At 63.5% G+C, this 24,904-nt stretch carries 36 protein-coding genes; 12 read left to right on the top strand and 24 right to left on the bottom strand.

The features are described 5' to 3' along the window. Positions 1-8: 8 nt before the first annotated feature. Both SPBM01_RS18980 and SPBM01_RS18975 read left to right on the top strand, forming a co-directional pair. A complete protein-coding gene (locus SPBM01_RS18980) occupies positions 9-539 on the top strand; it encodes a hypothetical protein (RefSeq protein ID WP_188063044.1) in 531 nt (176 codons plus the stop codon). Positions 540-628: 89 nt separating this feature from the next. Then, positions 629-1,030, top strand: coding sequence for a hypothetical protein (locus tag SPBM01_RS18975; protein WP_188063043.1), 402 nt, complete (start codon positions 629-631; stop codon positions 1,028-1,030). 5 nt (positions 1,031-1,035) lie between these two features. Here the strand turns inward: SPBM01_RS18975 and SPBM01_RS18970 are convergent, their stop codons facing one another. The 13 genes from SPBM01_RS18970 to SPBM01_RS18910 form a co-directional block, all read right to left on the bottom strand. Further along, complete coding sequence (locus tag SPBM01_RS18970) at positions 1,036-1,191, bottom strand: hypothetical protein (RefSeq protein ID WP_223177740.1); 156 nt, start codon at positions 1,189-1,191, stop codon at positions 1,036-1,038. Between the two features lie 90 nt (positions 1,192-1,281). Continuing rightward, positions 1,282-2,088, bottom strand: a complete 807-nt coding sequence (locus SPBM01_RS18965) for an SDR family NAD(P)-dependent oxidoreductase (RefSeq protein ID WP_188063042.1) — start codon at positions 2,086-2,088, stop codon at positions 1,282-1,284. Positions 2,089-2,101: 13 nt separating this feature from the next. Continuing rightward, the gene (locus SPBM01_RS18960; RefSeq protein WP_188063041.1) at positions 2,102-2,461 is read right to left on the bottom strand and encodes a HesB/IscA family protein; all 360 of its coding nucleotides are present in this window, start codon (positions 2,459-2,461) and stop codon (positions 2,102-2,104) included. 127 nt (positions 2,462-2,588) lie between these two features. Beyond that, on the bottom strand, positions 2,589-3,053 hold the full coding sequence (locus SPBM01_RS18955; RefSeq protein ID WP_188065833.1) for an SUF system Fe-S cluster assembly protein: 465 nt from the start codon (positions 3,051-3,053) through the stop codon (positions 2,589-2,591). Continuing rightward, on the bottom strand, positions 3,053-4,243 hold the full coding sequence (locus tag SPBM01_RS18950) for a cysteine desulfurase (protein ID WP_188063040.1): 1,191 nt from the start codon (positions 4,241-4,243) through the stop codon (positions 3,053-3,055). Before SPBM01_RS18950 ends, SPBM01_RS18955 begins: the two co-directional genes overlap by 1 nt. After that, positions 4,240-4,992: a SufD family Fe-S cluster assembly protein gene (locus SPBM01_RS18945; protein WP_188063039.1), complete on the bottom strand. Its 753-nt coding sequence runs from the start codon at positions 4,990-4,992 to the stop codon at positions 4,240-4,242. The genes SPBM01_RS18950 and SPBM01_RS18945 overlap by 4 nt, the downstream gene beginning before the upstream one ends. Positions 4,993-5,119: 127 nt before the next feature. Continuing rightward, the gene (gene sufC / locus SPBM01_RS18940) at positions 5,120-5,863 is read right to left on the bottom strand and encodes a Fe-S cluster assembly ATPase SufC (RefSeq protein ID WP_188065832.1); all 744 of its coding nucleotides are present in this window, start codon (positions 5,861-5,863) and stop codon (positions 5,120-5,122) included. Further along, a complete protein-coding gene (locus SPBM01_RS18935) occupies positions 5,850-6,188 on the bottom strand; it encodes a hypothetical protein (RefSeq protein ID WP_188063038.1) in 339 nt (112 codons plus the stop codon). Before SPBM01_RS18935 ends, sufC begins: the two co-directional genes overlap by 14 nt. A gap of 3 nt (positions 6,189-6,191) precedes the next feature. Then, positions 6,192-6,647, bottom strand: a complete 456-nt coding sequence (locus tag SPBM01_RS18930; RefSeq protein WP_188063037.1) for a hypothetical protein — start codon at positions 6,645-6,647, stop codon at positions 6,192-6,194. After that, the gene (locus tag SPBM01_RS18925) at positions 6,644-7,054 is read right to left on the bottom strand and encodes an endonuclease domain-containing protein (protein ID WP_262504264.1); all 411 of its coding nucleotides are present in this window, start codon (positions 7,052-7,054) and stop codon (positions 6,644-6,646) included. The genes SPBM01_RS18930 and SPBM01_RS18925 overlap by 4 nt, the downstream gene beginning before the upstream one ends. A 125-nt stretch (positions 7,055-7,179) precedes the next feature. After that, positions 7,180-8,664 carry a Fe-S cluster assembly protein SufB gene (sufB, locus tag SPBM01_RS18920; RefSeq protein ID WP_223177738.1) on the bottom strand — a complete coding sequence of 495 codons (1,485 nt, stop codon included), beginning with the start codon at positions 8,662-8,664 and terminating at the stop codon, positions 7,180-7,182. Beyond that, positions 8,661-9,071: an RrF2 family transcriptional regulator gene (locus SPBM01_RS18915; RefSeq protein WP_188063035.1), complete on the bottom strand. Its 411-nt coding sequence runs from the start codon at positions 9,069-9,071 to the stop codon at positions 8,661-8,663. The genes sufB and SPBM01_RS18915 overlap by 4 nt, the downstream gene beginning before the upstream one ends. A 96-nt stretch (positions 9,072-9,167) precedes the next feature. Continuing rightward, on the bottom strand, positions 9,168-10,109 hold the full coding sequence (locus SPBM01_RS18910; RefSeq protein WP_188063034.1) for a helix-turn-helix domain-containing protein: 942 nt from the start codon (positions 10,107-10,109) through the stop codon (positions 9,168-9,170). Positions 10,110-10,457: 348 nt separating this feature from the next. On the opposite strand from SPBM01_RS18910, the gene SPBM01_RS18905 reads away from it, so the two are divergent. Further along, on the top strand, positions 10,458-11,510 hold the full coding sequence (locus tag SPBM01_RS18905) for a quinone-dependent dihydroorotate dehydrogenase (protein WP_188063033.1): 1,053 nt from the start codon (positions 10,458-10,460) through the stop codon (positions 11,508-11,510). A 58-nt stretch (positions 11,511-11,568) separates the two neighbouring features. Further along, positions 11,569-13,269: a gamma-glutamyltransferase gene (gene ggt / locus SPBM01_RS18900; protein WP_188063032.1), complete on the top strand. Its 1,701-nt coding sequence runs from the start codon at positions 11,569-11,571 to the stop codon at positions 13,267-13,269. Between the two features lie 7 nt (positions 13,270-13,276). Here ggt and SPBM01_RS18895 read toward each other — a convergent pair whose 3' ends face one another. The 10 genes from SPBM01_RS18895 to SPBM01_RS18850 form a co-directional block, all read right to left on the bottom strand. Next, complete coding sequence (locus SPBM01_RS18895) at positions 13,277-13,780, bottom strand: hypothetical protein (RefSeq protein ID WP_188063031.1); 504 nt, start codon at positions 13,778-13,780, stop codon at positions 13,277-13,279. A gap of 64 nt (positions 13,781-13,844) precedes the next feature. Next, complete coding sequence (locus SPBM01_RS18890) at positions 13,845-14,270, bottom strand: SufE family protein (protein WP_410483011.1); 426 nt, start codon at positions 14,268-14,270, stop codon at positions 13,845-13,847. A 35-nt stretch (positions 14,271-14,305) separates the two neighbouring features. Next, positions 14,306-14,539: a hypothetical protein gene (locus SPBM01_RS18885; RefSeq protein WP_188063029.1), complete on the bottom strand. Its 234-nt coding sequence runs from the start codon at positions 14,537-14,539 to the stop codon at positions 14,306-14,308. Positions 14,540-14,573: 34 nt separating this feature from the next. After that, on the bottom strand, positions 14,574-14,825 hold the full coding sequence (locus tag SPBM01_RS18880) for a hypothetical protein (protein ID WP_188063028.1): 252 nt from the start codon (positions 14,823-14,825) through the stop codon (positions 14,574-14,576). A gap of 37 nt (positions 14,826-14,862) precedes the next feature. Then, complete coding sequence (locus SPBM01_RS18875) at positions 14,863-15,174, bottom strand: hypothetical protein (protein ID WP_188063027.1); 312 nt, start codon at positions 15,172-15,174, stop codon at positions 14,863-14,865. A gap of 41 nt (positions 15,175-15,215) precedes the next feature. Continuing rightward, positions 15,216-15,506: a hypothetical protein gene (locus tag SPBM01_RS18870; protein WP_188063026.1), complete on the bottom strand. Its 291-nt coding sequence runs from the start codon at positions 15,504-15,506 to the stop codon at positions 15,216-15,218. Positions 15,507-15,540: 34 nt separating this feature from the next. Further along, positions 15,541-15,921, bottom strand: a complete 381-nt coding sequence (pspC, locus tag SPBM01_RS18865) for an envelope stress response membrane protein PspC (protein WP_188063025.1) — start codon at positions 15,919-15,921, stop codon at positions 15,541-15,543. 1 nt (position 15,922) lies between these two features. Further along, positions 15,923-16,189: an envelope stress response membrane protein PspB gene (pspB, locus tag SPBM01_RS18860; protein WP_188063024.1), complete on the bottom strand. Its 267-nt coding sequence runs from the start codon at positions 16,187-16,189 to the stop codon at positions 15,923-15,925. A 6-nt stretch (positions 16,190-16,195) separates the two neighbouring features. Then, on the bottom strand, positions 16,196-16,864 hold the full coding sequence (pspA, locus tag SPBM01_RS18855; protein WP_188063023.1) for a phage shock protein PspA: 669 nt from the start codon (positions 16,862-16,864) through the stop codon (positions 16,196-16,198). A gap of 42 nt (positions 16,865-16,906) precedes the next feature. After that, positions 16,907-17,080, bottom strand: a complete 174-nt coding sequence (locus SPBM01_RS18850; RefSeq protein WP_188063022.1) for a hypothetical protein — start codon at positions 17,078-17,080, stop codon at positions 16,907-16,909. Positions 17,081-17,265: 185 nt separating this feature from the next. Between SPBM01_RS18850 and pspF the strand changes: the two genes are divergently transcribed. Next, positions 17,266-18,297 (top strand): phage shock protein operon transcriptional activator, encoded by a 1,032-nt coding sequence (gene pspF / locus SPBM01_RS18845; RefSeq protein ID WP_188063021.1) that lies wholly within the window; start codon positions 17,266-17,268, stop codon positions 18,295-18,297. Between the two features lie 22 nt (positions 18,298-18,319). Here pspF and SPBM01_RS18840 read toward each other — a convergent pair whose 3' ends face one another. Then, positions 18,320-19,198 (bottom strand): 3-hydroxyacyl-CoA dehydrogenase NAD-binding domain-containing protein, encoded by an 879-nt coding sequence (locus tag SPBM01_RS18840; protein ID WP_188063020.1) that lies wholly within the window; start codon positions 19,196-19,198, stop codon positions 18,320-18,322. Positions 19,199-19,338: 140 nt separating this feature from the next. Here SPBM01_RS18840 and SPBM01_RS18835 point away from each other — a divergent pair, with 140 nt between their 5' ends. The 7 genes from SPBM01_RS18835 (at position 19,339) to SPBM01_RS18805 (ending at position 24,890) form a co-directional block, all read left to right on the top strand. Continuing rightward, on the top strand, positions 19,339-19,821 hold the full coding sequence (locus SPBM01_RS18835; protein ID WP_188063019.1) for a YbgC/FadM family acyl-CoA thioesterase: 483 nt from the start codon (positions 19,339-19,341) through the stop codon (positions 19,819-19,821). Next, positions 19,818-20,525 (top strand): protein TolQ, encoded by a 708-nt coding sequence (tolQ, locus tag SPBM01_RS18830; RefSeq protein WP_188063018.1) that lies wholly within the window; start codon positions 19,818-19,820, stop codon positions 20,523-20,525. The genes SPBM01_RS18835 and tolQ overlap by 4 nt, the downstream gene beginning before the upstream one ends. Further along, entirely contained in the window at positions 20,526-20,984 is a 459-nt protein-coding gene (gene tolR, locus SPBM01_RS18825; RefSeq protein WP_188063017.1) for a protein TolR, read from the top strand. 18 nt (positions 20,985-21,002) lie between these two features. Next, a complete protein-coding gene (locus SPBM01_RS18820) occupies positions 21,003-22,022 on the top strand; it encodes a cell envelope biogenesis protein TolA (protein ID WP_188065830.1) in 1,020 nt (339 codons plus the stop codon). After that, positions 22,019-23,350, top strand: coding sequence for a Tol-Pal system beta propeller repeat protein TolB (tolB, locus tag SPBM01_RS18815; protein ID WP_188063016.1), 1,332 nt, complete (start codon positions 22,019-22,021; stop codon positions 23,348-23,350). Before SPBM01_RS18820 ends, tolB begins: the two co-directional genes overlap by 4 nt. A gap of 92 nt (positions 23,351-23,442) precedes the next feature. Beyond that, entirely contained in the window at positions 23,443-23,952 is a 510-nt protein-coding gene (gene pal, locus SPBM01_RS18810; protein ID WP_188063015.1) for a peptidoglycan-associated lipoprotein Pal, read from the top strand. Positions 23,953-24,110: 158 nt separating this feature from the next. Next, positions 24,111-24,890: an IclR family transcriptional regulator gene (locus SPBM01_RS18805; RefSeq protein ID WP_262504263.1), complete on the top strand. Its 780-nt coding sequence runs from the start codon at positions 24,111-24,113 to the stop codon at positions 24,888-24,890. The last annotated feature ends 14 nt before the right edge of the window (positions 24,891-24,904 follow it).

Genomic DNA, 24,904 nt, shown 5'->3' with positions numbered 1-24,904 from the left:
GACCGACGATGACCAAGACTCCGCTGATCGCCGCACTGTTGCTGACAGGCTTTGCCATGCCCGCCATGGCGCAGCCGTCCACTGCGCCGACCGCCGCCACCGTGCCGACGACCGAGAAAGTGAACCTCGTCATCGTCTATGGCGAGGATGCCTGCCCGCAGAGCCAGGGCGACGACATCGTCGTGTGCGCGCGCAAGGGGGAGGAGGAACGCTATCGCATCCCCGAACCGCTGCGCGGCAACCCCAATGAACCGAGCAAACAGGCATGGGGCGAGCGGGTGCGGTCGATGGAATATATCGGCCGCAGCGGCACCGAAAGCTGTTCGCCAGTCGGCAGCGGCGGGGCGACGGGCTGCTTTGCGCAACTGTCGCGTCTGGCCAAGGCGGAACGGCAGGCGCTCGACAATGCCAGCTGGAAGGATCTGGTCGAGGCGGAGCGTGGCCGTCGCCTGTCCACCATCGACGCGGATAGCGACGCAATCGAAGCGCGGGTGAAGGCGGAGGAAAAGGCGAAGGCGGCGACGACGACGCAGCCGTGACGGATCGGGACGCCGCGCGGCGTCCTGACTAAACTGCCGGGGCATTGGGCCGCCCCGGTCCACCACAGGGGCGAGAAGGAATTGACCCGATGCGACGCTCTGTCGTGCTGCCCCTATCTGGCCTGCTGCTCGCTTGCCTGATGCCATCCACCGCGATGGCGCAGGCGGAACCGCCACCCGAACGCATCGTCAACCTGCTGGTCTATGGGGACGATCCCTGCCCGGAAAGCAAGGGCGACGACATTGTCGTGTGCGCGCGCAAGCCGGAGGCGGAGCGTTATCGCATTCCCAAGAAGCTGCGCGAAAAGCCCGCCGTGTCGGGTGGTCCGGGCTGGGGCAGTCAGGTCGCGACGATGGAACAGGTGCAGCGCCAGACATTGCCGGGCAGTTGTTCGGCGATCGGCAGCAACGGCTTTACCGGCTGCACCGCCAAGATGCTGCAACAATGGTTCGCCGAGCGGCGGATGCAGGAATCGAAGGGCGAACCGTAAAGGGTTCAGCGCGGGACGCCTGGCTGATAATGCTGCTTGGCGGCGTTGACCTTGGCGATCAGGCTGGTCAGCGGTTCGGGCGCAGCGATAGCATGGCCCGGCGCGGACAGGCTGTTCATCCGCTGGCTGAGCGCGCGAAAGGCGTGGTCGATGCGATCCATCTGGCTGGTCCCGAACAGTTGAGACACCTGCCTTCGCCGCTATATGGTTAAGGAAGGGTAAGCCGCCCTGCCCCTTTGCGGCGAAGCGAATCAGCCGTGCGGCGATTCGCAGGCAACCAGCCCCTCGCGGTAGGTCGGGTAGCGCGGCACCCAGCCGAGCAGGCGTTTGGCGCGACCATTGGCGACGCGGCGATTTTCCGCATAGAAGCTGCGCGCCATGGGGGAGAGAGCGGCTTCCTCCAGCGACAGCAGCGGCGGATGGGGCAGGTGCAGCAGGTCGCACGCCGCCTCTATCAGCCGGTTCTGGGCGCAGGGCAGGTCGTCGGCCAGATTATACACGCCCGCCGGACCGTCGAAGGACGCGATCACGCCGGACAGGATGTCATCGACATGGACGCGGCTGAACACCTGATCGCGCAGGGCGATACGGTGCGCCTTGCCCGCGCGCACGCGGTCGAGCGCGGAGCGGCCCGGACCATAGATGCCGGGCAGGCGGAAGCGGCGCATGTCCGGGCGCAGGTCGCCCCACGCAATGTCGGCACTGGCGCGGGCGGTGCGGCGACCGGAGCCGACCGGACTGGCTTCGTCCACCCACGCCCCGCCCACGTCGCCATAGACGCCGGTGGAGGAGAGATAGCCGGTCCAGAGGGCAGGCGCGGTGGCGATGGCATTGCCATAGCGGGCCAGCACCGGATCAATGTCCCCTTCGGGCGGGACGGAGGAGAGGATGTGCGTGGCGCTGGCAATGGCGGCGCGGACGGCGGGGTCGTCGGCGAAGGCAAGCGCGTCGGCATCCGCGCTGCGGCGCGTGGCAGTGATGCGCCAGCCCTGTGCGCTCAGCCGGGCGGCGAGGCGGGACGCGGTATAACCCAGGCCGAAGATCAGCAGATGGGGCATGGCCCGCGCGCCGTCAGACCGTGAAACTTTCGCCGCAGCCGCAGCTACCCTTGGCGTTGGGATTGACGAAGGTGAAGCCGGCAGTGAAATCATCCTCCACCCAGTCCATGGTCGACCCGATCAGATAGAGGACCGATCCGCCATCGATGTAGAAAATGCCGCCGGGCGTTTCGATCTTCTCGTCATATTTCACTTCGTCGGCGACATAGTCGACCGAATAGGCAAGGCCCGAACAGCCGCGCTTAGGGGTCGACAGCTTGACGCCGATCGTCCCTTCGGGCGCGGCGGCCATCAGGTCGGCGATGCGCCGCTCTGCGCTCGCCGTCAGGATGACGGCGGCGGGGCGGGCGCGGGTCTTGGTCTCGGTCGTCATTCTCATTCCTTTCTCACCCCTCCCCTTCAGGGGAGGGGCCGGGGGTGGGGGCTATCCTTTTGGCGTGGTGCTTGGGTGCACGCCCCCACCCCAACCCCTCCCCTGAAGGGGAGGGACTAGATAATCATTACAGCATCCCCAGTTCGAGCTTGGCTTCGTCGCTCATCTTTTGCGGATCCCATGGCGGATCCCAGATCAGGTTGACCTGTGCATCGCCGACGCCCGGCACCGCACCGACGCGCATTTCGACTTCGCCGGGCATGGATTCAGCGACCGGGCAATGGGGCGTGGTCAGGGTCATGGTCACGACGACATGGCTGTCGTCGGTGACATCGACGCCGTAGATCAGGCCCAGATCATAGATGTTGACCGGGATTTCCGGGTCGTAAATCTCCTTGAGCGCGTCAATCACCGCGTCATAGAGATTACCGCCCGGTTCGCCCGCCGCCACAGGCACAGGCTTGGCCGCCAGGAAGCCGTCGAGATAGTCGCGCTGGCGCTCGCCAGGCTCCGACGGGGCATCCACGCGCGCCTTGGGCGGGGTTTCCACGGTGTCGACTTCCTCGACCATGATCTTGCGTTCCTCGGTCATCATCCGAATATTTTCCTTACCCGCTCAAGGCCGCTTACCAGTGCGTCCACGTCGCTTTCGTCGCTATATATGCCGAAACTGGCCCGTGCGGTCGCTTCGACACCCAGATGGCGCATCAGCGGCTGGGCGCAATGATGCCCGGCCCGGATCGCGACACCCGTTTCGTCCAATATGGTGCCGACATCGTGCGGATGCACCCCCTCCACCGCGAAGGAGAGGATGCCCGCGCTATCGGCGGGACCGAACAGGCGGATGCTGTTCATGCCGCCCAGCGCGGCGCGCGCCTTTGCCACCAGCGCACATTCATGGGCGTGGATATTGTCCAGCCCGACGGACTGCACATAGTCGATCGCGGCGGACAGGCCGACGACGCCAGTGATATGCGGCGTCCCTGCCTCAAACCGGGTGGGTGCGGGGGCGTAGGTGGTTTTTTCGAATGTCACCGTGTCGATCATCGACCCGCCACCCTGATAAGGCGGCATGGCGTCGAGCAGTTCCCGGCGGCCCCACAGCACGCCGATGCCGGTCGGGCCGTAGAGTTTATGCGCGGAAAAGACGTAGAAATCGCAGCCCAATGCCTGAACATCGACGGCCAGCCGAGGGACGGCCTGGCACCCGTCGATCAGGATCTTTGCGCCCACCATATGGGCAATGTCGGCGGCGTGGCGGCAATCCAGCACGCTGCCCAGCACGTTCGACACATGGGCGAGCGCGACCATGCGGTGGCGCGGGGTAATCATCGCGCGCATCGCGTCGAGGTCGATCCGGCCATCGGCGGTCAGGGGAATGACGTCGATATGCGCGCCGACTTTTTCCGCCACCATCTGCCACGGCACGATATTGCTGTGATGTTCGAGGGTGGAGAGCAGGATGCGGTCGCCGCTTTTGAGTTGTTCGCCCGCCCAGCAGGTCGCGACAAGGTTGATCGCCTCGGTCGCGCCACGGACATAGACGATTTCGCTGTCCGACGCTGCGCCGATGAACCCGGCAACCTTGCGCCGTGCCGCTTCATAGGCGAGCGTCATGTTGGCCGAGCGCTCATAGACGCCGCGATGGACCGTCGCATAGTCCGGGCCATAGGCGCGGGCGATCGCGTCGATCACGGCGGTCGGCTTTTGCGCGGTGGCCGCGCTGTCGAGATAGTGCCAGTCGCCGACGCCGGGGAAGTCGTGGCGGAGGGAGAGGGTCATACCAGCGCCTCCAGCTTGGCGATGGCGGCGGCTTCGAACCTGTCCTTCACCGCCTCGTCTGGCATGTCGTCGAACACACCCGCGACGAAGGAGCGCAGCAGCAGGGTCTTGGCCGTGGCCGGATCCATGCCGCGCGAGGCCATGTAGAACAAAGCCGCCTTGTCCAGTTCACCCACGGTCGCGCCATGGGCGCATTTGACGTCGTCGGCGTAGATTTCCAGTTCCGGCTTGGCGTTCGCGGTGGCCGTGCGGTCGAGCAGCATGGCCTTGATCGACTGGACGGCGTCAGTCCGCTGCGCGTCGCGGGCGACATTGATCGCGCCAAGATAGCTGCCGGTGGCGTGGCTGCCCAGGATCGAGCGGATCGTCTGGCCGCTGGTCGAATCGGGGTGGGCATGAGTGACAGATGTGATGATTTCCAGCGTCTGGTCGCCGCCGCCAATGATCGCCCCGTTCAGCCCGAAATGGGCATGGCTGCCCAGCGTGACGGTGAAGGTCACGCGGCCCAGCTTGCCGCCGATGTTGAGCAGATGGAAGTCGCAGCGCGCGCCGTCGGCGATGGTGATGACATAGTCATGCACCGCCGCCGTGCCGTCGGCCGCATCCTGCAACAGGCAATGGTGCGCGCTTTGCCCTTCGCTCACGACGATAGGGGTGGGCGCAGGCAGCGGCCAGACGCTTTGCAGCGCCGAAAGATCGCTGTAGCGCCAGCTTTCGTCGCGGCGGGTGGGGAGTTGCAACATGCTCATCGCCTTGTTTTCAATAGCTTATGGTTCAAACTCGTCTAACTTCGTCCAGTTGGGCCATGCTGAACATATAAGTTATTGAATATATTACCTATTATTCAAATCCGCGCCCGATAGGACAGATGTTCTATCATGCCGCCACTTCGGCATAGCCTTCGCGTTCCAGTTCCAGCGCCAGTTCGGGGCCGCCCGATTTGACGATGCGACCGGCGGCCAGGACATGGACGAACTCGGGCTTCACATAGTCGAGCAGGCGCTGATAATGGGTGATGAGCAGCACCGCCCTGTCGGGTTTGCGCATGATCGCGTTGATGCCTGCACCCACGATCTTCAATGCGTCGATGTCCAGACCGGAGTCGGTTTCATCGAGGATCGCCAGCTTGGGGTCGAGGATGCCCATCTGCACCATTTCGGCGCGCTTCTTTTCGCCGCCCGAAAAGCCGACATTCACCGGGCGTTTGAGCATGTCCATGTCGAGGCCGAGCAGCGCAGCCTTTTCCTTGGCCAGGCGGATGAATTCGCCGCCGTTCAGTTCCTTTTCGCCGCGCGCGCGTTTCTGCGAATTGAGGCTTTCGCGCAGGAATTGCAGGTTGGACACGCCGGGAATTTCGACCGGATATTGAAAGCCCAGAAACAGACCGGCAGCGGCGCGTTCATGCGGGTCCATGTCCAACAGGTCGGCCCCGTCCAGCGTCGCGGTGCCGCCGGTCACTTCATAGCCCGGACGGCCGCCCAGCGTATAGGCCAGCGTCGATTTGCCCGCCCCGTTCGGTCCCATGATCGCATGGATTTCGCCCGGATTGAGCGACAGCGTCAGTCCTTTAAGGATCGGTTTGTCCGCGACGGTGGCGTGGAGGTCATCAATTTTGAGCATCATCATCCCGTTCCGCAAGGCGGTAGCTGTCGAGGAAAGTCTGGCGGCCGGCCGCGACACAGTCGAGGAAGGCCGGGCGCTTCTTGGTTTTGCCGATACAGGTCATCGCGACATTGCACACAGCGTCGTCGATCACGGCGTCGCCGCTGGATTGCGACACGGTGCAGGTCATCTTTTTCGAAAAAACGCTGCGGCTGAGCTTACCATGGGTTTCATCGAAACGGCGGGCGACAACCAGGATCGCCGCATCCTGCTCCACCGGGGCCATGGCGGCGCCTTGCGCGAAAAGTGCCGTCGCCATGAGCGCCAGTGTCGTCATCCCCATGGCTTAGCCCTCATGCGCGCGCTGGAGCGTGCGCGCGGTCCAGAAGGCCATGTCGCGCACATCGCCGGGTGCCGGAAACAGCGTATCGATATGGCGCTTGACCGGCATGTAGGGCCACCAGTCGGCATCCTTTTCCGGCGGGCCTTTTTCCAGCAGCGCGACGACGAATTCGCTGACCGGACCCATGCGGGCCAGGTTGGGCGCCTTGGCTTTGTGGAACGCCTTATCCTTGCGCAGCTTTTCCGTCATCGCGGCGTCGGATTTTTGCAGCGCGTCGCGGCTGGTCGCCTCGAACGCATCAAGATCGCCGAAATCGGCGCGGGCGCGCGGTTCCAGTTCCCCCTCTTCCAGCTCATAATCCTCGGTCAGGATACGGATCGCGGCGGTCCATGACTGGCCGTTGCCAACATCCTCCGCGAAATCCGCGAGGGCATCTTGAATATCGTCTTCGTCGCTCAAAATTCTTGTCCTTGAGAGTTTGAAAGCCCCTCCCCTTCAGGGGAGGGGTTGGGGTGGGGGCTGTGCCAACGATCAGGTGCCAACTCAAGCGTGCGAAATATCGTTTCGCACACACCGTCAAGATTGCGGATCACATCTGTATTGCCAAAGTGCAGCACCTTAAGATCCAGCCTGTTCAACGCCGCATCACGCTTGAGATCCGCCAGAATATCATGGGTGTCACCATCTACTTCGATGACCAAACCTTTTTGCGGACAAAAAAAATCGGCAATGAAGGGACCGATCACAGACTGCCGACGAAATTTATGACCGCCCAGTTGAGAGCGGGACAATCGGGTCCACAGACGCTTTTCCGGTTCAGTCGGATCACAGCGCATGTCATGAGCGAAACCGTTCAGCTGAGCCAAGCGCTCAACCGATAGCCCCCACCCCCGGCCCCTCCCCTGAAGGGGAGGGGAGTTGCTACGCGCACTCGTCTCGCGACTGCTCAAGTCCCTCCCCTTCAGGGGAGGGGTTGGGGTGGGGGCGTGCATCACCCGACCGACCCCTCAAGCGAAATCCCCAGCAGCTTTTGCGCTTCCACCGCAAATTCCATCGGCAGTTGTTGCAGCACTTCGCGGGCGAAGCCGTTGACGATCAGGCTGACGGCGCTTTCGGCGTCCAGCCCGCGCTGCATCGCGTAGAACAGCTGGTCATCGGAAATCTTCGATGTAGTCGCTTCATGTTCGATCTGCGCGCTGGGGTTGCGGACCTCGATATAGGGGACGGTGTGTGCGCCGCACTGGTCGCCCAGCAGCAGGCTGTCGCACTGGGTGAAGTTGCGCACGCCTTCCGCGCCGGGTGCCACGCGCACGAGGCCGCGATAGGTGTTGTTCGAGCGCCCCGCCGAAATCCCCTTCGACACGATGGTCGATCGGGTGTTCTTGCCGTTGTGGATCATCTTGGTGCCGGTGTCGGCCTGCTGCATGTTATTCGTCAGCGCGACGGAATAAAATTCGCCGACGCTGTTTTCGCCGTTCAGCACACAGGACGGATATTTCCAGGTGATCGCCGATCCGGTTTCGACCTGCGTCCAGGAAACCTTGCTGTTCTTGCCCTGACAAAGTGCGCGCTTGGTGACGAAATTATAGATGCCGCCCTTGCCATCCGCATCGCCGGGATACCAGTTCTGGACGGTAGAATATTTGATCTCCGCATCGTCCAGCGCGACCAGTTCCACGACGGCGGCGTGCAACTGATTCTCGTCGCGCATCGGCGCGGTGCAGCCTTCGAGATAGCTGACATAGCTGCCTTCATCCGCGACGATCAGGGTGCGTTCGAATTGCCCGGTATTTTCCGCGTTGATGCGGAAATAGGTGGACAATTCCATTGGGCAGCGGACGCCCTTGGGGATGTAGACGAAGGTGCCGTCGGAAAAGACCGCGCAGTTGAGCGTCGCGAAATAATTGTCGTGCATCGGCACGATCTTGCCCATCCACTTCTTCACCAGATCGGGATATTCGCGCACCGCTTCGCTGATCGAGCGGAAGATCACGCCCGCTTCCTCCAGCTCCTTGCGGAAAGTGGTGGCGACAGAGACGCTGTCGAACACTGCGTCCACGGCGATACGGCGGCTGCCCTTTACCCCGGCCAGCATTTCCTGTTCGGCAATCGGGATGCCCAGCTTCTTGTAGGTGGCGAGGATTTCGGGATCGACTTCATCGAGCGAATCCAGTTCCACCTTCTTTTTCGGCTCGGCGTAATAATAGGCGTCCTGATAGTCGATCGGCGGGACGTTAAGCTTCGCCCAGTCGGGCGGCGTCATCGTCTTCCACATCGCAAACGCCTTCAGCCGCCAGTCGAGCAGCCATTGCGGCTCTTTTTTCTTGGCGGAAATGAAGCGGACCGTGTCTTCGTTCAGCCCCTTGGGCGCGAAGTCCTGTTCGATGGCGGACGACCAGCCATGTTCATAGGTGGACGCGCGATCGGCGGCGGCCTGCGCTTCAGCGTTGCGAACGGTGGTGATGTCTTCGGTCATGCCATTTCTCGCGTAAGGCTGGCGATCGTCACACCGGCAAGCGCGGCGCGGATCGCTTCATTGGCGACGTTCATATGCGGGCGGATGCGGCAGTCCGTTTCCAGATTGCAGTCATGCGCGCCCAGTTCGTTGCAGGCGGTCATGGCGATCGGTCCTTCGACGGCCTCCACCACATCGGCCAGCGTGATCGTGGCGGGCGGGCGCGACAGGCGGACGCCGCCGCCGGTGCCACGGCTCGATTCGAGCAGGCCCGCCGACGACAGACGGCTCACCAGCTTTTGCGCGGTCGGCAGCGGAATGCCGGTTTCGGCGCTTAGCGTGGTCGCATTCATCTTTGCCGCGCCGCAATGGCGCGCGGCGGCGGACATCAGCACGACGGCATAGTCAGCGAAGCTCGATAATTTCATATCAGTTGCGAACCATTCTAAAATCGGATCGAATCCGTCTGATTGCGCATTTGGTCCTGCCGGGGTCAGGAATCAACCCCTAATATGCCGATATGGTCAGGACAGCCGGTTCAGAATCGCCACGTCGCTGCCCAATGACCGGCGCAGCAGCGTGAGTTGCGCGACGGCGGACGGTTCGGTCTGCAACTGGTGCGGAGTCAGGCCGATGAAATGCTTGATTTCACGAATGAAGTGGGACTGGTCGTAGAAACCACCATCTTCGCATAATTGCTGCCAGCTTTCGTGGTCGAGCGCGATCCGCGCCGAACAGCGCAGCGCGCGATATTTGCGCGCCAGCAATTTGGGCGGCGCGCCATAATATTTGTTGGTCAGCCGGGCCAGTTGACGGGGGGACAGGCCAGTCGTCTGGGCCAGCACCTCCGGCCGGGGCGACCCTTCTCCCATCAACCAGGCATCGACCGCAGCCAGCAGATCCCAGCTTGCAGGACGCAGCGGCTTGACCAGTTGCGCAAGCCAGTCCCAGCACAGCGCGACCATCGCATCGGCATCGTCCGGGTCGAAGGCGCGCAATTGTTCCAGCAACCGGGCATGGCCTTCCTCCTGCTGCGCCAGGTCGCACAGGCGGTCGGCCATCATGCTGGCGTCGCCGCCGTGCAGCGTAACCCAGCCAGCGGGCAGCAGCGAAATGCCCAGCACCCGCGCCGGATGATCCAGCACGAACCGCGTCGCCCCCATGGTCGGTCCCAGCAGGCAGACGTCGGGCGTCGCCATCACCAGCCCGTCCTGAAAATGATAATGCCCGCCGCCCGCCAGCATGAACCGCAGTTGCGGCGCGTCGGCGCGAGTCGCATCGGCATAATGGTCGGCCGAAACAGTGAAGTGATAGATCGACCCGAAATAGGCGCTGAGATGTTCAGGTGGCGCGAAGTAACGCAGCCGAACCGGACCCTGCGCCGCTGCCACGGTGTAGGATAATGGTCCCCCTGCGTCCGGCATGGCGACTGCGCCACCGGCTATGTCGTTCAGATGCGACCCCATTTTTTCACCCCAAGGCATTCACTATGCGCCAATCGGAGCCGCACGCAAGACGAATGGTTAACAAGCTCTTATATTTATGATGTTTTGCGCCGGTCAAAAAAATGACCCGGCAGCTTGCGCTGCCGGGTCAGGAAAAGGTCTCATCGGCCAAATTGGCCTAAGAGCCTTCGGGTCGCAAGGCGGCTTTACGCCTGAGTCAGGGACATATTATTGGACGGATCGGACATTTTTCGACAGCAAACGGTTTCATTCATGACGATTCCTGTCATGAAATAACATTGAAGGCCGCTTGTTGCCGTGCAGCAACAGCGACTCGACGGGCGGGCGCCCCGCTGGCATAGCGCGGCCATGTCTTATCGCCTGATCCGCCCCCTGCTTTTCGCCCTGGATGCCGAGCGCGCCCATAATCTGTCGATCGCTGCATTGCGGATGCTGCCTGTCGCAGCGCCCGCTGCGCCCGACCCGATGCTGGAAAGCCGTGTTGCGGGCCTGCACTTCCCCAATCCGGTCGGGCTGGCGGCAGGTTACGACAAGGAAGGCCGAGTCGCGCACAAGATGCACGCTCTGGGCTTTGGCTTTGCCGAACTGGGAACGCTGACCCCGCTGGCGCAGCCGGGCAATCCCGTGCCGCGCCTGTTCCGGCTGGTCGAGGATGCGGCAGTCATCAACCGTTTCGGTTTCAACAATGGCGGACAGGGCGCAGCGGCGGACCGGATCGCGCGCTATCGGCGGCCTGTCGGGCAAGGCCCGGTGATCGGCATCAATATCGGCGCGAACAAGGATGCGACGGCGGCCGGGCGCGGCATCGCCGATTATGTGACGGGGGTGCAAGTGATGGCGCCGTTGGCCGATTATCTGACGGTCAATATCTCGTCCCCCAACACGCCGGGGCTGCGCGCGTTGCAGGGGCGCGCGGCGCTGGACGATCTGCTGGGCGCGGTGATGGCCGCGCGGGTGCCGGGCGGGCCGCCCATCTTCCTGAAAGTCGCGCCCGACCTGGAACCGGCCGATGTGGACGATATTGCCGCCGCCTGCATCGACCATGGCATCGACGCGCTGATCGTGTCGAACACCACGATTACCCGGCCTGCGCTGCGTTCTGTGCATGGCGGCGAGGCGGGCGGGCTGTCGGGCGCGCCACTGACCGACCTGTCGCTGGCGCGGCTGCGCGATTTCCGGCGACTGCTGGGCGCGCGGCTGCCGCTGATCGGCGTGGGGGGCATTGGCAATGCGGAGCAGGCCTATGCCCGGATTCGTGCGGGCGCGTCGCTGGTGCAGCTTTACAGCGCGCTGGTCTATGAAGGGCCGTATCTGGCCAAGCGGATCAATGCCGCATTGAAGGCGCTGATGAACCGCGACGGGGTGCGCAATGTGGCCGATATAGTGGGTGTCGACGCCTGATCCGTTCAAAAGGGCGGAAAGGGTTGCGATCGGCAACCTTTGCTTTAGGGTAGCGGCCATGACATTTCGTTCCGTCGGCCTGCTGGCCCCCTTCGCGCTTCTGGCCCTCAATCCTTTGCCCGTGCTGGCGCGTGAGCCAGTGTCGACCAATGCCACCGTGTCCGCTGCCGATCCGCGCGCGGCGGCGGCGGGGCAGGAGATATTGCGCAAGGGCGGTAGCGCGACTGACGCGGCGATTGCGATGATGCTGACGCTCAACGTGGTGGAGCCGCATAATAGCGGGATCGGCGGCGGCGGTTTCCTGATGCATCATGACGGGCGGACCGGGGTGCTGGAATCCATCGACGGGCGTGAAACCGCGCCCGCCGCCGCGCGGCCCGATCGCTTCATGGACGCAGATGGCAAGCCTTTGTCCTTCCGCGACGCATGGCCGGGCGGCTATTCGGTCGGAGTGCCGGGCAACCTGCGCATGGCATGGGACGCACATAAAAAATGGGGCAAGCTGCCCTGGGCCGACCTGTTCGCGCCCGCGATCCGCGCGGCGGAGGACGGGTATGAGGTGCGCCAGCGGCTCGACACCGCGATGAAGGCGACGGCGGGGGTGTGGGCGGACTTCCCCGAAATCCAGAAATATTTCTGGATCGACGGCAAGCCCGCGCCGATGGGGACGATGCTGAAGAACCCGCCGCTGGCTGCCCTGTTCAAGCGGATCGCGGCCGAGGGGCCGGACGCTTTCTATACGGGCGAGCAGGCAAAGCTGATGGCGCAGGCCGTCACTAACGCGCCCAAAAACCCGGTGCCGATGACGGAGGCGGACATTGCCGCCTATCAGGCCAAGCCGCGCAAGCCGGTGTGCGGGAAATATCGCGTCTATACCGTGTGCGGCATGGGTCCGGCGTCGGGCGGGGGCATCACCGTGCTGGAAATATTGGGCATGGTGGAGCGCTTTCCGCTGAAAGCCTGGGGCAAGGATGATGCCCGGTCCTGGCATGTGATCGGCGAAGCGATGCAACTGGCCTATGCCGACCGGGGCAAATGGCTGGGCGATCCCGATTTCGTGTCGGTGCCGATCGCCGGGATGATCGACCCCGCTTACCTCAAGCAACGATCCGCGCAGATCCGGCTGAACAAGGCGCTGAACCTGTATCAGCCCGGCACGCCTGCGGGTGCGGCCCCGCGCACGGCGTCTCTGCCCCAGCCCGAAAGCGGCACCAGCCATTTCGTCGCGGTCGATCGCAATGGCGACATCGCCGCCTGGACCTCCACGATCGAGAGTTTCTTTGGCAGCCAGTTGGTCGCGGGCGGGGTGATATTGAATAATGAGCTGACCGATTTCAGCTTCACGCCGGAAGAGGACGGCGCGCCGGTCGCCAACCGGGTGGAGCCGGGCAAGCGCCCTTTATCGTCCATGTCGCCGACCATCGTCTATGACGAGAAAGGCACGCCGATCTTCACCGTGGGCGCAGCGGGCGGCAAGACGATCATCATGCAGGTGGCCAAGGCGCTGATCGCCCATTTCGACTGGGGCCTGTCGGCGCAGGAATCCATCGCTCATGGCCTGATCTTCTTCAATGGCGAAGGGATCGTGCTGGAACAGGGGACGTCGCTGGAGGCGATGAAGGAACCGCTGGAAAGACTGGGCCACCGCGTGTCGGTCAACCGCATGGGGTTGAAGGCCAATGCCGCCGAGCGGATGCCCGACGGTCGGTGGGCCGGCGCGGCGGACCCGCGCAGCCCCGGCGTGTCCTTGCAGGAGTGAAGCGCGCCTAGCCTTTGAACGCCAGCCCGTCGACGTTGAAGGTGAAGGGCGCGGTCTTGTCCTGCGGGCCGACGACCAGATCGACCTTCACGTTCTTGGCGGCACGGATCGCGTCATAGGCGCCTTGCGAGGGCAGGATGGTGATGCCGTCCTTATTTTCCGTCATGCGGCCCTGCCATTCGTGACGCTTGCCATCGTCGGTGGTGGCGGTGATGCGGCAGGCGGACAGATCGCAGGTGAAGGGCGCGCCGACCAGCTTGACCGTGACGTCGGCGGAGCCTTCCTTGAGCGGCTGGACCAGCAGGACGGAGAAGGTGTCAGGCGCGGTCATGGTGGCCATGGTGTTGACACTGCCGATATAGGCGACCTTGGCCGCTGCGCCCTCCCCGCCTTCATATTTCCATGTCTGGCCGATGGTTTCGCGCTGGGTCGGGCCTTCGGCTTCCTTCGCGCAAGCCGCCAGTGTCAGAGCCAGCGCGAACGGGGCCGCGATTATAAAGGTGGCGCGCATCGCCCATCTCCTTGTGGTTGTTACGCAAGAAGAACGGGTGGGCGGCGCGAAAAGTTGCCTCTGTTCAGCCGGTGTAGCGGCCAGCCGTGGCGCGGATGAGGGCAATCATGTTGGGAATACCCTGCGTCCGGTTGGAACTGAGCTGGTTTTTGAGGTCGAACGGAGCGAGCGCCCCTTCGATGTCGGTTGCGGCGATGGCGGCGGGGGTCTGGTCCTGCACGGTCAGCAGGACGAGCGCGATGATCCCCTTGGTAATCGCGGCATTGCTGTCGGCCAGAAAATGCAGCCTGCCATCTTCCAGCACAGTGGGATAGACCCAGACGGCGGCGGAACAGCCCCGCACCAGTGTCGCGTCGGTCTTGAGCGCGTCGGGCATGGGTTCGAGCGCACGGCCAAGGTCGATCAGCAGCCGGTAACGGTCGTCCGCGTCGAGAAATTCATATTCTTCGCCAATGTCGGCAAGGCTGGGCTGATCGGTCATGACAGCCATATAGGGGGATTTGCGTGAGGGGAAACCCCCGACCGTTACAGATCCACGCCCGCCGCAATCGCTTCCAGCTTGCGGATGCGTTCCTTGAGATCGGCGACCTCGATCCGCGCGGCAGCGGAGGGCGGCGCGCTGACCTCTACCCCATGAGTCAATTCGGCGCGTTTAAGGTCGAGCCAGCCGTTCCAGCCGCGCAAACCCGCAACTGCAATGATGGCCAGCCCCGCCAAAGTCGTGGCGGCCAGTGTCAGATAGAGAGTAGCGTCCAGCATATCAGCCTCCCTTATAATATCCGCTGCCTGGCGCTCAGTCGCGCTCGCGCAGCTTGTCGAATTCGCGGTCCAGCGCAGTGCTGCTGTCGGTCGCCAGCCGTTCCAGCACGGCGACCCGCTCTTTCAGTCCCTTCACCTCGGCGCGGAGCCGTTCGGCTTCCGGGTCGGGGCCGCGTGCGATGAACTCCTCACCCTTGTCGCGGCGCACGACACCATATTTGGCGCGCAGCACGCTGGCGATGGCGGTGATCGCGACGATGGCGGCAACCATTTCAAAAGGATTCATGGCGCTTCACTCCCTGTTTGGCGCATTATGCCTGGCTTTAGTTGGCGGGGCTGCGCAGCCGTTCGATTTCGCGGGTCAGCTGGTGGCTTTCATCGGTAACGATGCGTTCGACCACGGCGAGCCGGTCCTTCATCGATCCGATTTCGGCGCGCAGCTGGGCATTTTCCTGGCTGAGCAGCTTGATCCGCTCGGCCATTTCCTCATTCTTCTGCGGATAGACCGCCTGCCCCCATGCCCCGTCCAGCGGGTAGCCGTTCTTGACCCGCAGCCAGGTGGTGAACACCCAGCCCGCGATCGCCAGCGACCCGACGGCAAACACGACCGGCGCGAAATCTGCGAATGGAAACATGCTATTCACTCCCCCTGTTCGGGCCTTGGATCATGCTGCGGTCAGCGCAGCGCCTCGATTTCGCGCGCGGTGCGGGCGGCAGGATCGGTGGCGATCCTCTCCAGCACGGCGATGCGTTCCTCCAGGCGGCTGATGCGGCCGGTCAGCTTTTCGTTTTCGTTCGAAAGAAGGTCGATTTTTCGATCAGCGTCGGCGTCGGTTCGATGAACGGTGTTCCCGTTGTCGTCGGTCAGCGGATAGCCGTAGCGCGCCCGCAGCCAGGTGGTGATGACCCATGCGCCCATGGAAAGGGCGACGATGGCGACGATGAAGCCGGGTCCGGCGAAACTCATGATCCTTAACTCCCCTGTTTTGCCCCGGAACTATTCAGCGCAGACGGTCGATTTCGTCCGCCAGGCGCGTGTTGCGGCTGGTGTAATAGATTTCGATGTCGGCGAGGCGCCGGTCGATGTCGCGGAATTTGGAGCGCACGTCGCGGGTCGAGCGGGTCGGGTTGCTGCGCACCCCCTGCCAGAATTTCTCGTCGTCGCGATCGGCGTACAGGCCGACCGGCTTGTTCTCCGCAAAATAGACGGCAGCGAAATAGGCGATCAGGGTCCAGGGGAACGCGCCCATCAGGGTGATGAGTACCGCGCCGACGCGGACCCATACCACGTCGATCCCGCTATAGTCGGCAATGCCGGAGCAGACGCCCATCCATTTGCCATTGGCCTTGTCGAGGTAGAATTTGGTGCGGCGGGCAGTCATCTCAATTCCTCCGGTCGAAGCTGTAGTCGTCCGGTTCCTGCGACCGGGCGGGACGGAAATCGGGGTTGTCGGCTGCGACGATCCTTTCGACCGTCTGAAGCCTTTCTTCCATCCGACGAGCAAGAAGATGAAGTTCATCCAGCAGCTTCTCATCCTCGTCGGTAATCTTGGGGGACTGTTTCCACTTGGTGACATAGTGGAAGATCAGCCACGGCATACCGATGAACAACATGCCGCAGATCATGAGGGGTAAAAGTACGTCTTCCATCACGGATCAGCCCTCCTTGTTCATGCTGGCTTTGAGAGCCGCCAGATCGGCATCCACCTTGTCGGCGGATTTCAACTCGGCAATCTCTTCTTCCAGCGTCTTGGGCGCGCCGCCCAGATTCATGGCATCGGCGCGGCCTTCGGCCATATCGACGCGGCGTTCCATCAGGTCGAAACGCGCGAAAGCGTCGTTCACCTTTTCACCGGCATAGGCTTCACGCACGCGCAGACGGTTTTCCGCGCTCTGCATCCGGGTGACCAGGCTGTTCTGGCGCACGCGGGCTTCGCGCAGCTTGGCCTGCAACTTGGCGATATCCTCTTCGGCGGCCTTGAGCGCATCGTCGAGGGTCACGATCTCATGATTGAGATGATCGGCCATGTCGGCGGCTTTCTGCCGCTCGACCAGAGCGGCCTTGGCCAGATCCTCGCGGTCCTTGCTCAGGGCCAGCTGCGCCTTTTCGGTCCAGCTGTCCTGCAAACCGGCCAGCTTGGCGATGTGGCGGCGCATTTCCTTCTGGTCGGCGATGGTGCGGGCGGCGGACGCGCGCACTTCCACCAGCGTTTCCTCCATTTCGAGGATGATCATGCGGATCATCTTCGACGGATCTTCCGCCTTGTCGAGCAGGTCGGTCACATTGGCGGCGATGATGTCGCGGGTGCGGGAGAAGATACCCATTAGAACGTCACTCCTGGTCTTGGCATTTGGGGGGCGATGACCTCAGGCAAGATAGCGCAAGGTCATGGGGGTCGTGTCACTGGCGAGCATCGGGGCTTCGCTGGCGCGGGCCGGGCCGACCGCCGCAAGGATCAGGGTCGATCCAAACAGCAGGGCGGCAAGCGCGACCGACATTAGCTGGCCGATTTCGCGAACGCTGTTGCTATGCTTGTCCATCTTATACACTCCCTGAGCCTTGGCCTTCATATGGTTCCGCGATTGGTTGCGGATTGCCTGTAGCATTGCAGGGGTCGTGCCAATTTGCGGAAAGGCACGGATTTCCTTCATTTTCGGTTCATCCGGCACCGCCGCGCCCGAATTTCGCTTGCGATAAGGTGGGAAATTTCACCATAAGTTGGGGTATGGAGAAAAATACCCAATTTGTCGGCCAATCCTTCGCGTTTCTCGACGCGGTGGAGCAGGCCGGGCGCGCTGCCGAACTCAATCGCCCGGTGCTGGTCATCGGCGAACGGGGGACCGGCAAGGAACTGATCGCCGAACGGTTGCACCATCTGTCGCCGCGCTGGGGCGAACCGCTGATCGTGATGAATTGCGCGGCATTGCCCGAAACCCTGATCGAGGCGGAATTGTTCGGCCATGAACAGGGTGCTTTCACTGGCGCGAACCGCGCGCGGCCGGGCCGGTTCGAGGAAGCCGATGGCGGCACGCTGTTTCTGGACGAACTCGGCACGCTGTCGATGGCGGCGCAGGAACGGTTGCTGCGCGTGGTCGAATATGGCGAAGTGACGCGGATCGGCGCGTCCAAGCCGGTGCGGGTGGATGTGCGCATCGTCGCGGCGACCAATGATGATTTGCCCGCCGCCGCTGACGCCGGGCGCTTTCGCCCCGACCTGCTCGACCGGCTGAGTTTCGAGGTCATCACTTTGCCGCCGCTGCGCGCGCGAGAAGGCGACGTGCCAGTGCTGGTCGATCATTTTGGGCGGCGGATGGCGGCGGAAATCAACTGGCCGCAATGGCCCGGCTTCGACGCGGCGACCATGGCGGAATTGGAGGGCTATGGCTGGCCGGGCAATGTGCGCGAATTGCGCAACGTGGTGGAGCGGGCCGTCTATCGCTGGGACGCGCCGGGGCGGCCGATCAGCAAGATCACCTTCGATCCGTTCGCATCGCCATGGAAGCCCAAACCACTGATGCCGACGCCCGCCGCGCCATGCGACGGGCCAGTGGCGGCGGTCGCATCGTCCGCCCCGGTCACCGCCGCTCTGGAGGAAATCAGCGACCTGCGCGCGGCAGTGGACGCGCATGAAGCAGGCATCATCCGCGCCGCGCTCGACCGCTACCGCTACAACCAGCGCGCGACCGCCAAGGGGCTGGGCCTGACCTACGACCAGTTGCGCCATTGCATGAAAAAGCATGGGCTGGGGGTGGGATAAGCCGCCCCCAGCCCAGCATGAATCAGCGCGTCGGCACGGGTTCCGCGCCCGAATAGTCGTAGAAGCCGCGCCCGGTCTTGCGGCCGTACCAGCCCGCCTCGACATATTTGACCAGCAGCGGGGCGGGGCGATATTTGGGGTCGCCGGTGGTGCTGAGAAAAACGTTGAGGATTTCCAGCGCGGTGTCGAGGCCGACGAAATCCAGCAATGTCAGCGGACCCATCGGGTGGTTGAGGCCAAGCTTACAGCCCTGATCAATATCCACGACGCTGCCCACGCCCTCCCCCAGCACGAACACCGCTTCGTTCAGCATCGGCAGCAGGATGCGGTTGACCACAAAGCCCGGCGCGTCGAAAGCGTGGACGGTGGTCTTGCCGATGCGCGTGGCAAAACCTTCCACCGCCGCGACCGTTTCGGGCGTGGTGGCAAGGCCGCGAATAACCTCTACCAGCACCATGACCGGCACGGGATTGAAGAAATGCACCCCCACAAAGCGCCCGGCGTCCGGCGCGGCCTGCGCCAGCCGGGTGATGGGGATGGATGATGTGTTGGTCGCCAGTATCGCGCCGGGGGCAAGGATCTTGCCGACATTGGCGAAGATCGCGCGCTTGACCTCCTCCCGCTCGGTTGCGGCCTCGATCACCAGTTGCGCTTCGGCCAGTGGTGCGATGTCGCCGACCGGCGTGATGCGGGCAAGGGTCGCGTCGGCGTCGGCCTGTGTGATCTTTTCCTTCTCCACGCTGCGGGCGAGCAGTTTGGCGATGCCCGCCAGCCCCTTTTCCGCGCGGGGCAGGTCAATGTCGGACAGGATGACGGCATAGCCCGCTTGCGCTGCGACCTGCGCAATGCCTGCGCCCATCTGCCCCGCGCCAATGACTCCAACCGTGCGAATGTCGCCCATATGCCTGTCCTTCCCCTGTTTCATGCTGCGTTGGCATTCCCATAGCGCGGCATGGCAGCGGGAACCAGAGGCGGCCGATTGGCAAGCCTCGCGCATTTTACGCCTTTGCCACGGCGCGACACCATGGTTAAAAGCCGCCCATGTCCTTTGCGCCGCCCGTTTCTCTGCCAATCCTCGCGCCCGCGACCGGACGGTTCATCGCCGCCGTGCATCATTTCCCGCTGCGCATCTATTTTGAGGATACCGACCTGTCGGGCGTCGTCTATCACGCCAATTATCTGCGCTATATGGAGCGCGCCCGGTCCGACATGCTGCGCATCGCAGGCATCGACCAGCGTGCCAGCCATGAGGGCGGGGCGGGTGCCTATGCCGTTACCGATGTCGCGATCCGCTATCGTCGCCCCGCCCGGCTGGACGACGACCTGATGGTCGTCAGCCGGGTGACGCAAGTGGGCGCAGCGACATGCGCCATTCATCAATCAGTCATGCGCGACGCCGAACAGATAACCGACGGCACCGTGTCCGTCGCCTGGCTGTCGCCACAGGGCCGCCCGCAGCGGCAGCCCAAAGCCTGGACCGATATTTTCAGCCGCCTTTGCCAAGGGGAAGATTTCCACCCATGACCCTCAACCTGCCAGATGTCGGCGCGGTCGCGCAAGCTGCCACCATTTCCCCGCTCGCTTTGTTCCTTCAGGCCGATATCGTCGTGAAGGGCGTGATGGCGGGCCTGTTGCTGGCCAGCATATGGACCTGGGCGATCATCATCGGTTTTTCGGTGACGCTGCGCAAATCCAGCAAACAAAGCCAGACGTTCGAGGCGGATTTCTGGAAAGCGGACGATATCGACCGTTTCTACGAAGCGCGCGGCAAGGCCGATTTCGCCGCCGCCCGCGTGATGGCGGCAGGCGTCACCGAATGGCGGCGTTCGACCGCGCAGAAAGTGATCGACCGCGACGGCACGCGCGATCGCCTGTCCACCATATTGTCCAGCACCATCGCGGCAGAGGTGGATCGCCTGTCCGACCGGCTGAATATTTTGGCGACGGTCGGGTCGGTCGCGCCGTTCGTCGGCCTGTTCGGCACGGTATGGGGCATCATGCGCGCTTTCACCTCCATCGCGGCGGAACAGAATAGTTCGCTGGCCGTCGTTGCGCCGGGCATTGCCGAGGCGCTGTTCGCGACTGCCATCGGCCTGTTCGCGGCCATTCCGGCGGTCATTGCCTATAATCGCTTCAGCCATGGCATCAATCGCCTCGAATCACGGCTGTCGCGCTTTGCCGACGGTTTTTATTCGACGCTGAGCCGCGAACTGGAGGCGCAGCGGTAAATGGCGATGTCCGGTCCCCCTTCCGCCCGGCGCGGCCGTGGCCGTGCGCCGATGGCCGACATCAATGTGACGCCGCTGGTCGACGTGATGCTGGTGCTGTTGATCATCTTCATGGTCACCGCGCCGCTGCTGGTCACCGGCGTCCCTGTGAACCTGCCCGAAACCCGTGCCAAGGGGCTGGACCAGGACGCCAAGCCCACGATCGTGTCGATCGACCGCGATGGCGCGACCTATGTCGATGAAGATGCGGTGGGCGACGCCGACCTGCCCGGCCGTCTGGCTGAAATCGTCGCGGCCAATGCGGGCAAGGCGCAAGCGCCGCAAATCTTCCTGCGCGCAGACAAGGGACTGGATTATGGCCGGGTGATGCGCGTGATGGCCGAATTGAACCGTGCGGGTTTGAACAAGGTATCGCTGGTGTCCTCGCCCGATACGGCGGACAGCGACAGTTCAGAATAGGGACCATAGGGTTTGAGCATGGAGCGCGCGGAAAAGATCGGCCTTGGCGTCGCAACGGCGGGACATGTCCTGCTGTTCGGGCTGTTGTCGGCCGGGTTTCTGGCCACGCCCAATCCGTTGAAGCTGAAAACCCCGCCAATGGAAGTGTCCATGGTGGACGAAGTCGCGCTGCAATCGACCGCGCCCAAAATCTCGGCCGCCCCCCCCCCGCCCAGCGTCGCGCCGGAACAGGGACCGACGCAGGATGCCAAGCCATCGCCTGAACCGGAAATATTGCCGGAGCCTGCGCCCGAATCTGTGCCTGCGCCGCCAAAGCCGCAGCCCAAGCCCCAACCCAAGCCGGTGCCAAAGCCGACCCCGCCCAAGGAGGTCGCCAAGCCCGCCCCGGCAAAGCCCAAGCCTGCCCCGCCCAAAAAGGAAGTCGCCAAGGTCGCGCCCAAACCCAAGCCCGCGCCGGAAAAACCCGTGGCTAAAGCGAAGCCGACCCCGGCCAAGCCAAAGCCCGCCGCCGCTGCGCCCGCCCCCGCCCCCGCCCCCGCAAAATCCGCCGCCAAAGCGCCTGCCAAGACCAGGACTGACGCCCCCACGCGCGCATCGGGCCAGGGCAAGGCGGACAAGCCCAAGGGATCGCTGCTGGGCAATGATTTCCTCAAGGGCATCGACACCAATGCCGACGCGCCGCGTCGTCCACCTGCGCCTGCGCCCGCTGCCGCCATGGGTCCGGCGCAGAAATCCGCATTGAACTCCGAAATACGCCGTCAGTTGAAGCCGCATTGGAAGGCACCGACCGGCGCCGATGCGGAACTGTTGCGCACGGAGCTTCGCGTCGAATTGTCCAAAGACGGTTCATTGATCGGCACCCCGGAGGTCGTGCGCCAGACGGGCATCACGGCGAGCAATAAGACCCAGGCCAAACTCCACGCGGAACAAGCGATCAAAGCCGTTCGCCTGGCTTCTCCCTTCAAATTACCTCCGCAATTTTATGATGAGTGGCGCGTTCTTGAACCACTCGGATTTGATAGAAGGCTATCGCAATGAGAAGCTGTTTTTCGTTTTCTGCGCTCATTGCCGGCGCTCTGCTGGCTCTGGCGTCCAGCGCACATGCACAGCTTGCAGTAGACGTGACGGACGATAGCGCGACGGATAACCTGAAAATCGCCGTGCCGCCGCTGCCCGCGCAGCAGGATGTGGCGACCCCCGCAGGATCCGCCACCGAACTGGGCCGGAAGATCGCCGAAGTGATCGCGTCGGACCTTAAAGGATCCGGCCTGTTCGATCCGTCCGGGCCGGGCGGGTTGCCGGCAATCCCCTTTTCCGAAGTCACATTTCCCCAATTCGACAAATGGGGCGCCTATCAGGCGCTGGTGCAGGGGTTCGTGCGCACCACCGGCGGGGAAGCCGACATTACCGTCGGCTGCTACCTGTACGACGTAGCGCTCAAGCAGGAATTGACCCGGCAGGGCTATGTCGTCGCCCCGCGCGACTGGCGGCGGGCCGCGCATAAATGCGCCGACGCCATCTATGCGCGCCTGTCGGGCGAAAGCCCCTTTTTCGACAGCCGCATCGCATATATCGCCGAAAGCGGGCCAAAGGGCGCGCGGGTCAAGCGCCTCGCCATCATGGATTCGGACGGGGCCAACCACCGCTTCATCACCAACGGTCAATCGATGGCGCTGACGCCGCGCTTTTCGCCCGATTACAAGTCGATCCTCTATGTCAGCTATCTGGGCAGCCGGGTGCGCCTCTATGTCTATGACATCGGCGCGGGGAAGCAGACGCTGGTGACGGAAAGCAACAATCCGACCTTTGCGCCGCGCTGGTCGCCCGATGGCCGCAACATCCTATTTTCGATGGCGGTCGCGGGCAATACCGACATTTATCGCGTGTCGGCCAATGGCGGCACGCCCGTGCGCCTGACGACGACGCCGGGCATCGACGTGGGGGGCAGCTATTCGCCCGACGGCAGCCGGATCATCTTCGAAAGCGATCGGTCCGGCGGGCAGCAGCTTTATGTCATGAACGCCGATGGCAGCAACCAGCGGCGGATCAGCCATGGCGGCGGGCGTTATGCCACGCCCGAATGGTCGCCGCGCGGCGACCTGATCGCCTTCACCAAAATGTCGGGCGATTTCAAGATTGCCGTCATGAACCCGGACGGCGGCAACGAACGCACGCTGACCAATGGCTGGCAGGATGAACAGCCCACATGGTCGCCCAATGGCCGCGTGCTGCAATTTTTCCGCACGACGCCGGGCCGCGACGGCAACAGCCAGGTGTGGCAGGTCGACCTGACCGGGGTGAACGAACGGCGCATCCCCACGCCATTGAGCGGTTCCGACCCGGCATGGGGTCCGTTGTTGCCCTGATACGGAACTATGTCGTCTTGACAGCGTAACGAACTTCACGGACCTTTTGCCATCCTTGGCGGAGGCAAGCCCATCTATCGAAGGAGACAGCCATGAAACTTTCCCGGACCTTGCTGGCCGCCACCGCGATCATCGCGCTTGCGGCCTGTTCCAAAAAGCCGCCGGCCGAACTGCCACCTGCGCCGGGCGCGGAAACCAGCATTCCTGCCGGTCCCTCTACCCCCGCCGGGCCGGTTAAGGGCAGCCAGGAAGATTTCATGGCATCGGTATCGTCCGACCGCATCCTCTTTGGCCTGGACCAATATGATGTCGATGCGGAAGATCAGGCGACGCTCCAGAGCCAGGCCGCATGGCTGCAACAAAATCCGCAGGTGCGTGTCACGGTGGAGGGCCATGCCGACGAACGCGGCACCCGCGACTATAATATCGCGCTGGGCGAACGGCGTGCGAATGCGGCGAAAAACTATCTCGCCTCGCTCGGCATCGATTCCAGCCGGATCACGACCGTCAGCTATGGCAAGGAACGCCCGGCCGCCCTGGGGTCCGACGAAGCGTCCTGGGCGCAGAATCGCCGCGCGGTGACGGTGACCATTCAATATTGATGATGCCCCGCGCATGATGACAGCAAAGCCCGCCGGTCAGGACGACCGGCGGGCTTTCTTGATCGAGCAACAAAATAGCTGACAATCCATCCCGATTGGCCGATATGCTTCCTCTATATGGAACGCATCCACATGATGGGATGCCTGTCGGGTAGAAGATGATGCAGGACAGCGACGAAAAAGCGGAACAGACCGTCAAGGGGACGCAGACGCTGATGCGCGCGCTCGACATCATGGACGAAGTGATCGACGGGCCGATCCGCGCCGCTGACCTGGCCCGCAAACTGGGCATGAGCAAGACGACCGCGCACCGGCTGGTGCAGGCATTGAAGTCGCGCAACTATCTGACCGTGACGCGCGACGGTTTTGCCCTTGGTCCCAAGCTGCTGCAACTGGGCGTGCTGGCGACCGAGCAGATCGACTATGTTCGCGTTGCGCGCCCCTTCATGGAATTGCTGTCCGAACGCACCGGATTTTGCGTGTTCGTGGGCAAGCGCGAAGGCGATTTTTCCCGCCATCTCGACCGGGTGACCGGGACGCAGCGGCTGCGCGTGGCAACCGCGCCGGGCGACCGCCGCCCGATCGCCGAAACCGGCCTGGGCAAGGCGCTGCTGCTGGACGAAGCCGAAGCGACATGGGCGCAACTTTATGCGCAGGCGCATGGCGGCAAGGCCACGGCCCGGCAGGTCGATGCCTTCGTCACGGAAATGCAGGGTCACAAGGCGCGCGGCGAAGTGTTGCACGACAGCGATCTGGGCGATGGCGTGCGGTCGATCGCCACGCCGATCCGCGACGCCAAGGGGCAGATCGCCATCGCCATCTCCATCGCCAGTGCCGCCCATTATCTGACCGACGACCTGCGCCCGTCGCTGGCCGAACAGGTGATGCGGTCGGCCGAACTGATCAGCGCGGCGGTGGGCTATAGCGGGCCACGCTGAACCGTCCCCGCGAC

The sequence above is a fragment of the Sphingobium sp. KCTC 72723 genome (assembly GCF_014280435.1).
GTDB lineage: Bacteria > Pseudomonadota > Alphaproteobacteria > Sphingomonadales > Sphingomonadaceae > Sphingobium.
This window is presented reverse-complemented; position numbering and strand designations above follow the sequence as displayed.